At 46.7% G+C, this 12,833-nt stretch carries 10 protein-coding genes; all 10 read right to left on the reverse strand.

Features of this window, described 5'->3' with window-relative positions; all coding sequences use genetic code 11:
- Positions 1-202 precede the first annotated feature (202 nt).
- The 10 genes from VSQ61_RS18915 to tnpA all read right to left on the reverse strand — a co-directional run bounded on the left by VSQ61_RS18915 (position 203) and on the right by tnpA (position 12,791).
- A complete protein-coding gene (locus VSQ61_RS18915) occupies positions 203-1,354 on the reverse strand; it encodes a sodium ion-translocating decarboxylase subunit beta (protein ID WP_334345950.1) in 1,152 nt (383 codons plus the stop codon).
- 39 nt (positions 1,355-1,393) lie between these two features.
- Complete coding sequence (locus tag VSQ61_RS18920) at positions 1,394-1,765, reverse strand: biotin/lipoyl-binding carrier protein (RefSeq protein WP_334345951.1); 372 nt, start codon at positions 1,763-1,765, stop codon at positions 1,394-1,396.
- Positions 1,766-1,822: 57 nt separating this feature from the next.
- Positions 1,823-2,653: an OadG family protein gene (locus VSQ61_RS18925; RefSeq protein ID WP_334345952.1), complete on the reverse strand. Its 831-nt coding sequence runs from the start codon at positions 2,651-2,653 to the stop codon at positions 1,823-1,825.
- A gap of 14 nt (positions 2,654-2,667) precedes the next feature.
- The gene (locus tag VSQ61_RS18930; RefSeq protein WP_334345953.1) at positions 2,668-4,062 is read right to left on the reverse strand and encodes an acyl-CoA carboxylase subunit beta; all 1,395 of its coding nucleotides are present in this window, start codon (positions 4,060-4,062) and stop codon (positions 2,668-2,670) included.
- A gap of 321 nt (positions 4,063-4,383) precedes the next feature.
- Positions 4,384-6,993: a calcium-translocating P-type ATPase, PMCA-type gene (locus tag VSQ61_RS18935; RefSeq protein ID WP_334345954.1), complete on the reverse strand. Its 2,610-nt coding sequence runs from the start codon at positions 6,991-6,993 to the stop codon at positions 4,384-4,386.
- Between the two features lie 127 nt (positions 6,994-7,120).
- Entirely contained in the window at positions 7,121-7,705 is a 585-nt protein-coding gene (locus VSQ61_RS18940; RefSeq protein ID WP_334345955.1) for a manganese efflux pump MntP, read from the reverse strand.
- A 693-nt stretch (positions 7,706-8,398) separates the two neighbouring features.
- A complete protein-coding gene (locus tag VSQ61_RS18945) occupies positions 8,399-9,061 on the reverse strand; it encodes an HNH endonuclease family protein (RefSeq protein ID WP_334345956.1) in 663 nt (220 codons plus the stop codon).
- Positions 9,054-10,310 carry an AAA family ATPase gene (locus tag VSQ61_RS18950; RefSeq protein WP_334345957.1) on the reverse strand — a complete coding sequence of 419 codons (1,257 nt, stop codon included), beginning with the start codon at positions 10,308-10,310 and terminating at the stop codon, positions 9,054-9,056. Before VSQ61_RS18950 ends, VSQ61_RS18945 begins: the two co-directional genes overlap by 8 nt.
- 375 nt (positions 10,311-10,685) lie before the next feature.
- Complete coding sequence (locus VSQ61_RS18955; RefSeq protein ID WP_334345958.1) at positions 10,686-12,011, reverse strand: IS1380 family transposase; 1,326 nt, start codon at positions 12,009-12,011, stop codon at positions 10,686-10,688.
- A gap of 318 nt (positions 12,012-12,329) precedes the next feature.
- The gene (gene tnpA / locus VSQ61_RS18960; protein WP_334345959.1) at positions 12,330-12,791 is read right to left on the reverse strand and encodes an IS200/IS605 family transposase; all 462 of its coding nucleotides are present in this window, start codon (positions 12,789-12,791) and stop codon (positions 12,330-12,332) included.
- Positions 12,792-12,833: the final 42 nt, after the last annotated feature.

The raw sequence follows: 12,833 nt of genomic DNA on the forward strand, positions 1-12,833 counted from the left end.
ACAGCACCTCCTACTTAGAAGTATTTCCAGTCACGAAAAGATATGCCTGTAAATTCTTCTGGTACTGCACGAGGTGTTACTGTTTCCAGTTCCGTAACACCTCTAACAGCACCTCCTACTTAGAAGTATTTCCAGTCACGAAAGCATGTGCCTGCAAATCCTTCCGACACTGTACGAGGTGTTACTGTTTTATAGTTTTTATTTACATTACGCCAAAGATAGCCATAAAGGTTCCGGCTGCTACGGCTGTACCGATAACGCCTGCTACGTTGGGGCCCATGGCATGCATCAGCAGGAAGTTGGTGGGATCTGCCTCTGCACCTACCTTCTGGGATACACGGGCTGCCATAGGAACGGCAGATACGCCTGCGGAGCCAATCAGCGGATTTACCTTTCCGCCTGTTGCCTTGCACATGATCTTTCCGAAAATAACTCCGGCCGCCGTACCAAAGGCGAATGCAACCAGACCAAGAACAACGATCTTAAGGGTATCCCAGTTCAGGAATGCCTCGGCACTTGTAGTTGCACCTACAGAAGTACCCAAAAGGATAACTACGATGTACATCAATGCGTTGGAAGCGGTCTCCTGAAGCTGACGAACCACGCCGGATTCACGGAACAGGTTGCCAAGCATCAGCGCACCTACCAGCGGTGCGGTTGAGGGCAGAATCAGGCAGACTACAATCGTAACAATGATGGGGAAGAGAATCTTCTCCAGCTTGGATACGGGACGAAGCTGCTCCATTTTGATTTTACGCTCTTTTTCCGTAGTCAGCAGCTTCATAATGGGCGGCTGAATAACGGGAACCAGAGACATATAAGAATAGGCTGCCACCGCAATGGGGCCCATAATCGCTGTCTGTTCCAATTTTCCGGCCAGGAAAATGGATGTGGGGCCGTCTGCGCCTCCGATGATGGAGATAGCTGCTGCCGCCTTGTCAGAGAAGCCCATAGCCATAGCTCCTAAGTATGCGGCAAAGATACCGAACTGTGCCGCAGCTCCCAAAAGAAAACTCTTGGGATTTGCAATCAGGGGGCCGAAGTCTGTCATGGCTCCAACACCCATAAAGATCAGGGACGGCAGGATTGCCCATTCATCCAGTACATAGAAGTAATAGAGAAGGCCGCCTACGCCGTTTGAAGATTCCTCCGGACTGATCATAATATCCGGATAAATATTAACAAGCAGCATACCAAAAGCGATTGGAACCAGAAGAAGGGGCTCGTAATCTTTTTTGATAGCCAGGAACAGGAAAAAGCATGCAACGCCAACCATGACATAGTTTCCCCAGGTCAGATTAAAGAATGCTGTCTGATGCATGAGATTTCCCAGTGTTTCTAATATATATCCCATGTCTTAACCTCCGTTAGTTTGATAGGATTCCAGTTTTTGTTAGTTCAGGGATGCCAGCAGATCGCCGGATTCTACCGCATCGCCTACTCCAACATTGATGCTGGCTACCGTACCATCCTCGGGAGCAACCACGGGGATCTCCATCTTCATGGCTTCCAGAATTATAATGCTGTCGCCGGCCTTTACTGCCTGGCCTACGGAAGCCTCTACCTTAAATACCTTGCCCGGAACGGAAGCCTTTACTTCAATTCCGCCTGCTGCTGCCGCTGCCGCGGGCTTTGCTGCAGGAGCCGGTGCTGCTGCCGGTTTCGCTGCCGGAGCTGCCGCACGTACGGGTGCGCTTCCTGCGCCGCCTTCTTCTACGGTTACATCATATGCCACGCCATTTACGGTAATTGTATAATTTTTCATCTTATTGATTCCTCCTAAAAATATGCATTACCGGACTTTAAGTCCAATAAGTTTGATTTATGCTTTTTTCCATTTCTGATTGCTTTTGCGCTTGATGGAGCGAACCACGAATCCGTCTGTTGACGTAGTTCCCATGGCTGCTGCAACCGCTGCCGTAATTACAGCTACAAGCTCCAGATCGTCAGCAGGTTCTTCTGCTGCAGGTGCTGCCACCGGTGCTGCCGCCACTGGAGCCGCAGGCGCTGCCGCTTTCTTTTCTTCTGCTTTCTTTTTGCTGAATTTCTTTTCAATGGCAGGTATAAAGTTAAAGCAGGAAATAATCAGGCTGATGAGAATCAGAACCGTGAACACAACGCCCATGCCCAGCAGGGTGTTCATTCCGGCTTTCTGAAGAATCTCCCCGGTGCTGTAAATGGGATCAGCCGTTACGGTAATTACAACGTCATGGCTGTCATACACCAGAGAAAGCCGCATATCATGCTTTTCAAATTCATAAACTACATCATAGGTAACTTCTCCGTCCTTCTCTACGCCGCCCTCATATTCCTTTACGCCTACATAGGCACCGAAATCATCCAGGTTGCTGGCATAGGACTTAAAGAGGGCCAGATAAGCGTCTGCCGTAAAGTCAAACTTCTGTCCCGTTCCGCCGATATAGCGGTACAGGGCCACTTCCTGTTCAAAGTCTTCAAATTCCTCTTCCAGCCCCGCTATTAACTCATTTAACTCTTCTTCGCTCATGGAGGTCAGCATCTTCACATACTGGTCGGATTTGTTCCGGTACATTTCCTCCTTGGGAAGCTCTTTTCTCGCCGCACAGCCGGCCAGGGAGATGACACAAACGAGCAACGCCAAAAGGCTGATTAATTTTTTCATGTTTCTCTTCATATTATTCACCTCTCTTAAACCGTTCCGTGTTTTTTGTCCGGGCGATCTTCTCTCTTTGTGAATAACATCTCAAATGCGCCAATTACATACTTTCTGGTGTCCTTGGGCTCGATAATGCTGTCTACATAGCCTCTTCTTGCGGCTGCCTCCGGGCTTGCCTGAAGTGCTGCGTATTCCTTGGCTTTCTCCTGCTGTTCTGCAGCGTCCGCATCGGCATACATAATCTTGGCCGCCAGCTTTGCGTCCATCATTCCTATGGAAGAACCTGTCCATGCGTAAACCACGTCAGCACCGATCCCCTTGCTGTTCATGGATACGTATGCGCTTCCGTAGGCTGCTCCGGCGATTACATTTACCTTGGGAACGGTGGCATTGGCAAATGCGTAGGTCAGCTTTGCCATAGCTTTTGCAATATTGCGCTCAGTGCACATATTTGCTTTATAGCCTTTTACGTTGGTAATGGAAAGAACCGGGATATTGAATGCATCGCAGAAGTTGATGAAGTCCGCTGCTTTCAAAGCGCCTCTTGCCGTCATGTCCGTATCATTGTTGGCAACTGCGCCTACGGTCATGCCGTTTAATTTAATGAGGCCGGTTACCATGTCTTTTGCATAGTCTGCCTTGGTCTCGAAGAATACGTTTCCATCAGAAATGCTGGAAAGTATGTAGGGTGCGGAATACTCTACATTTCCCAAATCCTCGCATACACGATTCAGATCGTCCATGCACTCTTCGTAGGAGCCGTCATCCTCGTTGTTGGCCGGAAGCATGGTTACCAGCTCACGAATCTGAGCAAGGATTCCTGCCTCGTCTCCGACTACATCTACGTTTCCGGCTTCTTCTGCCTGGAATGCAGCGGATGCGCTGTTGCATTTGGAAATCTCATTTCCTTCAATGGCGTTGGGGGAGTTTACGAAAAGCTTTGCTTTGCTCTTCTCCATAAATGTAAAATCAGCAAGTCCCGGTACTACGGCAAGTCCGCCGCCGCAGGTTCCAAATACTGCCGCAATCTGGGGAACTACGCCGGATGCTAATGTCTGCTTCAGATAGATCTCCCCGAAGCCGTTCAAAGCATCTGTGGCTTCCTGAAGACGGACACCTGCACAGTCAATCAGTCCGATTACCGGTGCACCCATTTTGCAGGCCATGTCATAGAGCTTTGTGATCTTTTTTGCATGCATTTCGCCTAAGGTTCCGTTTAATACGGATGCGTCCTGGCTGTACACATACACAAGATTGCCGTCAATAACACCATATCCGGTTATTACACCATCAGACGGAGTTTCTTTCTGCTGCATGTTGAAATCTGTGCTTCTGGCTGTCACCATACCGCCAATTTCAACAAAACTGTTCTCGTCAAGTAAGCTCTCGATTCTCTTACCTGCCAAGGTTTGTGCTGTACTACTCATTTTCAGCCCTCCATTTTTATATGATAATTCTAAACCATTTCATGCCGTTTACCATTTTATCAATATTGTGTCAAATAATCAAGTGTTTTGTATAAATTCGTGGGCAAATTGTGAGATTGATGAGGAATCTAACTGGGGAAGGAAAAACGGACGCAGCCGGAAGGACTTCACATTTCCCTCCCTGCTCCGCTTTCGCTAACACGCCTTCCGGGAAATGTGAAGTCTTTCCGGCTGCTGGCTGTTGGGGCCCTGTTTTGAAGCCCTGTTTGAAATGTTTCTTGGCTTTGGAGGTGGTTAGATTCCTTTTGGAGGCTGGCGGGGTTACTTGGCTATTAGGCCCAAGGCTTTTACCAGTTCCAGGGCGGCGATTGGGAAGAGGGCCAGGGCGAAGCCGGTTCCGTACATTCTTGCCGGGAGCGTGGTCAGGCCGAATATTTGGGACAGGAGCGGAATATATAGTACGCAGGCCATCAGGATTATGGAGGTCATGGCGGCCAGATTCAGCTTCCGGTTGGTAAAGATTCCTGTCCGGAACAGGGATTGAGCGGATCGCATGTTGAAAGCGTGGAAGATCTGGCTGCAGCCTAAGACCAGAAATGCCATGGTCCTGCCGGCTTTTATGCCCCCGGATGAGGTGCAGCCTATCCAAAATGCGGCCAGGGACAGGATGCCGAACATGATTCCCTGAAGGATTACCTGGATTCCCATGCCATGGGCAAAGATTCCCTCTTCTCTGGGCCTTGGTTTTGCGTCCATGACGCTGTCTTCTACCGGCTCCATGCCCAGGGCAATGGCAGGAAGACTGTCTGTGACCAGGTTGATCCAGAGAAGCTGCATGGACAGTAAGGGGGATACTTTAAAAAACAGCATGGAACAGAATACCAGAAGTACTTCTCCGATGTTCGTTCCCAAAAGGAAGCCCACGGTTTTGCGGATGTTGTTGTAGATTCCTCTCCCCTCCCGGACTGCAGCTACGATAGTTGCGAAGTTGTCATCCTGGAGGGTCATGTCAGCGGCCCCTTTTGCCACGTCGGTTCCGGTAATTCCCATGGCACAGCCTATGTCGGCGGCTTTTAATGCCGGTGCATCGTTTACGCCGTCTCCGGTCATGGATACGATCCGACCTTTTTTCTGCCATGCTTTTACTACCCGGATTTTATCTTCCGGGGATACACGGGCGTAGACGGAGATATGTTCCAGTTTCTGGCTGAAAGCTTCTTCCGACATGCTTTGAAGTTCCATGCCTGTTATGGCCTCCTGGCCGGCTTCCAGTATTCCAAGCTGTCCTGCGATGGCTGAGGCTGTGACTACGTGGTCGCCTGTTATCATGATAGGGCGGATTCCAGCCCGTTTGCAAAGCTCTACCGCCTGCTTTGCTTCTTCTCTTGGGGGATCGATCATGCCCACCAGTCCTAAGAATGTTAAATCTCGTTCTAAGGCTTCGCTGGTTAGTTCTTCGGGTACTTTGTCTAAAGTCCGATATGCGATTGCCAGTACCCGAAGCGCCTGGGAGCTCATTTCTTCCGTTACTTTTTCTGCCGCTTTTATGTCTCCCTGTATACATCTTTTGGAGAGCATGTCAAAGGCTCCTTTGGTGATGGCTGTATAGGAGCCGTCTATCTTCTGTATGGTGGTCATGAGCTTTCGGTCCGAATCAAAGGGAAGCTCTGCCGCTCGCGGATATTGGCTGGTCAGCTCTTCTTGCCGGATTCTGTTTTGGTAAGCTGCAGAAATGATGCTTGTTTCCGTGGGATCACCAATGGGGATTTCTTTTCCCTCCTCAAAACGGATGGAGCCGTTGCTACAAAATGTTCCGTATAATAGCAGCTTGCGGATTTCCGGGGAGTTTTCCGGGCTTATTTTCTCTATGATTTTTCCTTTGTCCGAATATGCCTGGGTTAAGGTCATCTTATTTTGTGTCAGGGTGCCTGTTTTATCGGAGCAGATGACGGAGGTGGAACCTAAGGTCTCTACGGCCGGGAGTTTTTTTACGATGGCATTTCGCTTTGCCATGCGCTCTACGCCGATGGAGAGGACGATGGTTACGATAACCGGCAGGCCCTCCGGGATGGCGGATACGGCCAGGGATACGGCTGTCATAAATATCTCCATTACAGGCATTTTGCCTGCCAGACCCATGGCAAAGATGACGGCGCAGATGATGAGAGCTAAGGCTCCCATGTATTTTCCTAACCGGGCAAGCTTTTGCTGGAGGGGCGTTTCCACTTCGCTCTCGCCCTCTAACATGCCGGCGATTTTGCCCATCTGGGTGTTCATGCCTGTTTCTGTTACGATGGCTTCGGCGGTTCCGTAGACGATGCTGCAGCCGGAATAGACGCTGTTGGTTCGATCTCCCAATGGCGCTTCCACGGGCAGGATAGTTTCTGCGTCTTTTTCCGCCGGCAGGGATTCTCCTGTAAGGGCGGATTCTTCAGATTTGAGGCTGGATGAGGTGATGAGCCTTGCGTCTGCCGGGACAAAGTCGCCTGCTTCCAGTTTGATGATGTCGCCGGGGACCAGTGCGGCGGCGTCTATGACTTGCTCCTGTCCGTCCCGGATGACACGGGCATGGGGTGCGGCCATGCGCATCAGGGCTTCTAAGGATCGCTCGGCTTTATTTTCCTGGATAACGCCCATGATTGCGTTCAGTACAACGATGAGCAGGATGAGCAAGGGCTCGAAGAAGGCGGAGCTGTCATGCTCGGACAGGGCTGCAAAGAAGGACACGGCGGCTGCGGCCAGTAGGATCAGTACCATGACGTCCTTGAACTGCTCCAGGAATTTTACCAGGAGGGATTTTTTTCCGGCTTCTTTCAAGCGGTTTTCGCCGTATTCTTTCAGGCGGTTTTGGGCTTCGATACTGCTTAGACCCTCAGGAGTGGTTTTTAGTTGTTTTTGCAATTCTTCTATGGTTTGACTGTGGCTGTTCATATGCTGTGTTCTCCTACTTCGGTTTATGTATTATTATGTCCGCACATCTTGATGAAATCCATGTTCAGCCGCACATATCTGCATCCGGAAATCGATTTGTGCACTGATATGGTATTACTGATTCATTTTACCCTATTATTCCCAAATGCTCCAATAAAATTTTCACACCCATGCAAATTAGGATCGTTCCGCCTGCAAGCTCGGCTTTTGATTTCCATTTGCTTCCGAATATATTGCCGATGCGGATGCCGGCGGCGGAAATTACGAAGGTTATGGTTCCGATAAAGGTTATGGCCGGAATAACTTCTACCTGGAGAAAAGCCAGAGTTACTCCTACTGCCAGAGCATCTATGCTGGTGGCAATGGCCAGGGGCAGCATGGATTTGAAGGAAAAGGGGGATTGAGGGCTTTCGCCTGGACAGACCTGGCTCTCTTCGTTTGCACTTCCGGCTTCCCGGATCATGTTGATACCAATGATTCCCAGAAGGATGAACGCAATCCAGTGGTCGATGCTGGTAATGTATTCTTTGAACTGCACTCCCAGCAGAAATCCTAGCAGCGGCATGAGCGCCTGGAATCCGCCAAAATAGATTCCGGCTATGCCGCATTCACGGATGCCGGCTTTCGGGACACACAGTCCTTTGCAGATAGATACGGCGAAGGCATCCATGGAGAGACCTACTGCCAGTATAAATAATTCTGGTAAACTCATATTTTGTTCCTCCGTTTCCGTTCCGTAATGCTTGATGCAGTGCCCTTTATCCAAAAGGATTTCCAGCCATGGAGCACATATCCGAAAATCTTTTTGGCACTGTACAAAGTATTACGGATTCCTGTTTTGTAATACCCCTCTTCTCTTATATCCGAACCATGCTTTTTGTCTTTCTTGTTGTAGTATCGCCGGATATGGGAAAAAGCATCTTGCTATATGGGAAGGCTTTGGATGATTTTATAAAAAGTAAGAGACTTATCCACAGTTTTTTCTGTAGATAAGTCTCGCTGTTTCAAACAAAACCAGGTCTTACGGCCATGATGTTGATCTTGTTACGTCCTGCTTCTTAATACCTTATCAGACGAAGTCTGCCAGTCCCGAAGGGACATGTATTAATGGGGTACCCGTAGGGTATACCTTGTCAGACGAAGTCTGCCAGTCCCGAAGGGACATGTATTAATGGGGTACCCGTAGGGTATACCTTGTCAGACGAAGTCTGCCAGTCCCGAAGGTGTATCCCAGGGTATAAAATCCAGGCCGCCAACTACTCCCTTATAGCTGATATGTATGGGTGTTTTGATGTATATTACTACATTTTGGTGAGAAAGGCAAGGAGATTTTTTATTTTACAGGCATAGATTTCACCACTAAATATGCCGAAACAACTTACAAAACAGTGACATCAGTTATTCTTTACTGAATAAATGCCGTCAGCTCCGGATAATCGGAAAGGTGCTCCTTTACATAGCATCTTTTAAAAGCCGCAAATGCGGATTCCCGCTTCAAAAGAACTCTCAGCTTTTGCAGAAGAATCCCTGAGGCAGGAGCTTCTTTCAACTTTTCCAAATTGTCAAAAAGAAGATTCATTTCTTTTTGCAGCTCCTTTAGACGCATATCGCTTTTATATACACGAAGACCGGTGTTTTTTAAATTGAAAACTTCCATTATGAGTTCCATGGCCCGTGCGGTCTCTGCATCCGGAATGTCTGCCCGGGAAAGCAGCTCAATATCATTCTGTTTTAAACGGAATATAATTTCCTGTTCTGGATCAATTTTACAGCAATCCAGAATGCCGAAATCATATTTCCTCTGGTTTTTTACACCGTTGCAATGTCCACAGGACCAGAATAAATTGTTCCAGTCAAATTTTCTTTCATGATATTTTCCATTTTTATGAGGTAGTAAATGCTCTACCTGGGGGTCCTGCAAATTTTTTAGCCCGCAGATGTAGCATTTATTATGGAAATCCTCTTTGAGCTGCTCAACCACATCCGGTTTTTCATAGCTTCCATTCTTTTTAGCTGCTTCCTTTGCAAGAGAGGAAGGTGCCGGAAAGGAGCGTTCTATCTTAACCATTGATGTCCTCCCTTTTTGAAAGTTCCAGCTTCAGCCGCTGATATTCTGTGGTAATACCTAAGGCAAGGTAGTCCGGAATTTCATCCAGAAACATTTCCAGATTTGCAATTTCTTCAAAGTCATTATCCGTTAATGTTTCCTTATGAATCAGTACTTGATATCTTGCAAATTTTTCTTTTAATTTATCGGACAGCTTGTCTGCCTTGAAATATCCCTCCACGATTCCATCATAGGGAATATCAGCCAATCCATTTTCTACCAGTAAACGTTGCTCCAAATCATAAATTACAACGTTCTCCAAACTGTTCAGTATAAAAGGTGAGTGGGTGGTAACTATGAATTGAATGTTTGGAAACATGGTGGTTAAAAGTCCCAATATTTTTTTCTGGAGCTCCAGATGAAGGTGTGTCTCTATCTCGTCGATTAGAACAATTCCGGGCATATTGTAGTGGAATTTTCGTTCGGTCTGCTTTTCCATACGGATCATGAGATCCACCATAATATCCAATGCTGCCGCATAGCCACTGGACAGGGTGTTAAAATCATAGGCTTCCTTTTTCGGCTCTTTAATGCTGAACCGGAAGGTTTCTTCGTCAAATTCCAGTTTGAGCTGTTCGTTTTCAAAAAGACCTTGCAGGAGGGTTTCGAAATTGTCAAACCATTTCTGGATGCCTCTCGCCTTTTCCTGCTTTCCACTGGTCTGTGATAATGCCTGGGTCATTTTCAGATCCAGGAGGTATTTTACAAAATCCTTTCGTGGATTTTCGTAAATGGAATAGTTTTCTTTCAGCTTTACCTTTTCTACGTGTGTTGGTGTCTCTGCCGCAAAAATCCGGTCTGCTCTGTAGTAGGCAATGATAAATTCTCCAGCTTCAAATGATGAACGTATTTCATGATTTGGATAATTCAATTGTACTATAAAGCCTTTTTTTTCTTTTTCAACAATTTGCCGGGCACTCTTTACCTCTTTTTCTTGTTTTAATATCTCTTCCTCTGTTTGACTATTCATTTTTAATGTATCTAATTGTTTTATCGCAGATAACAATCTTTTATCTTTTGCTTCTATACCATCGGAAGTAGATAGGTTATATAAATAACTGGACAGCCCATCCAGGATAGTCGTCTTCCCACTCCCATTTTTACCTGTGAAAATCAGATGCTTTCTGTTCTCATCTGACAGAGGAATCTCAATGTAATCCAGGTTTCTGACCTTTTCTAAAATTAATTTTGTAATAAATATATCTTTCATCTTGTCCTCCCGAAATGCCGCCTGCCGCTGACTTCACTGTTATTTGTACTAAATTGTGTCAGTGAGATTATAACATATACCATCATAAAAAACCATCCAAATTATTCCAACGTTCTTTCCAAAAAACGCCAAGAAAAAAGCAAAACAAACAGTTATGTCTGTCTTGCTTTTTATAACAGCAATTTCAAAATACATTACAAATCACGATAAGCCTGAATTATTCACAGCGGTATAAGCCCGCATAAAATCCGCCGTAGTTACCATTGCAGCCACTCCTGATACCTTACTCTGTCACAGGATAGCCTAAAAATGGGCAGACTCCTCCCCTGATAGGGTTAGAAATTTATTATGGTTGTCAAAGTCCGTTAACTGCTGCTATTCCAACTGTGGCCGCAGGTTATGGATATTTTCCAGTGTTTCATAGAATTCTTTCTTGTAGGGACAGCTGCTGCACAGTTTGAAATATTTATACCGTGCAGACCTTACCACTCTTGCGGCTATTTTCAGCAGCTTGAAACGGATAGTATCTATACACTGTTTCCTCATACTGGCGGCAAGCGCCAACCGTCTGAACCAATTGAACAGATTATAAGCCAGTGCATGGACCAGGAGGCGGTTCGCATTTACCAGCTTTGAGGGACTGCTTACAGAGGCAAAGCCAAAGCCGCTTTTGCCTTCCTTGATGAAGTTCTCCATTCTGCCCCTTCCGCAATAGAACTGGATTACCTGATAAGGTTCCATTTCCAGTGTCGTGACAATAAAGGTATACAAATGGACCATCTGGCCATAGGGCTTTTCGATTTTGAAAACCACCCTGCGCGGATGGCTCCACGAACCAGCCTGGTACATAAATTCCCCATACTCGACGGCGTAATCCACCTGGTTGGATTTCGTTGCGCGGTACAGCGCCTGGCTTTCATCTTCTGCCAGTTCAAGGAGCTTTGGATTTTCTTTGAGCCGGATGGCATATTTGCAGTTTTTGTCTTCAAGGACTTCATACAGGACTGGGGACGCAAAACCACTATCACCCCGGAAATAAAGCGGCATATCCGGGAAATCGCAGAGGAATTCATCCAAAAGGGACTCCATAAAAATATCTGCCTCTTTGCTGCAATACATGGTACCGTCACGGAGCTGCGCTTTCAGCAGGTCGCCGGTCAACCCGTCGTAACATAACAGCGGATGATAACCGTGGGCCTGATAATGGTAGTTGAACCCTTCCCCTTCCTGGTTTCCATAGGTATCAAGAAGTGTAGAATCAAGATCAAAAAGCATGAATTCCGGTTTCTTTATGGAATAGACAACCCTACGGAGTCTGCGGATGATCTGGTTTAACTGGGTGAGTGTATCTTCATCCATGCGGCTAAAAAAGCGTGACAGGGTAGGCTGGGATGCCAGGGCATCCTTTTCTAAAATGGCTGTCATGACCGGTTCGTTTGTCAGTTCGTCTGCACAGTCATCCTCAAAGTAGGAGCTGATGATCTGGTAAACCACCTGCATCAGGTTCGTATCATCCTTATGGATGCGGAAGGATGCGTTATCATTGGTTTTGAACATACGGTTGACGAGTTTAACCGCCCCGATCTTAAACAGAAACTCTTTGAACAGGAGAAGTCCTGCATCGGAGGATAGATCGCCTCCATCAAAATTAATTTTGATTTGGCTATTGCTTTCTAAGCTTACGGTGTTTAAAATATCCATATAAAGACCCTTTCTTTGGTTTTGATTTGGATTGGACACCTAAATTTTACCATAGATTGAGGTCTTTTTCTATTCACCAAATAAGTGAAAGACAATATTCAATTAAAATACAGTAACTATGCGGGTTTCAGTCGCCCCCACCCGTAAAACGGGTGGCTCGGGACGCAGGCTCTAAGCCCGCCCTACTCGGCTGCGCCTCAAGGCGCTGGCTTTCTCTTTAAGACCATGGGAAGTCTGCCCTTTGCAGCCTTCCCACGGCTCCGTTCAAGCCACATTGCTACCCACTCGTTGCTACCCCTAAAGGGGTGTTCGTACTACTCAGCCCTGACCCTTAAAAGGGTCTTCATACTCTTTCACGCTCAGCTTATCCTGCATGATATCTGCTTTCTCCTGATCTTGAATATACTTTTTTATCGTGGCTTCATTCAGGCCTACGGTACTGACATAATACCCTTCTGACCAAAAGTGACGATTTCCAAACTTATACTTCAGGTTTGCATGCCTGTCAAACATCATCAGGGCACTTTTTCCCTTCAGATATCCCATAAACGATGAAACGCTTATCTTCGGCGGTATGCTCACAAGCATATGTACATGGTCCGGCATAAGATGCCCTTCAATAATCTCCACTCCCTTATAACTGCACAGCTGCTTTAAGATATCACGCAGATCTGTTTTATATTGATTATAGACAATTTTTCGTCTATACTTTGGGGTGAAGATGATGTGATATTTACACATCCACTTCGTATGTGCGAGCGAATTTGTTTGCTTTGCCATAAAATCACCTTTCCTTTCTCTAATAGTGGCCTGAACACCTCT

The sequence above is a fragment of the Candidatus Merdisoma sp. JLR.KK006 genome, assembly GCF_036941035.1.
GTDB lineage: Bacteria > Bacillota > Clostridia > Lachnospirales > Lachnospiraceae > Laedolimicola.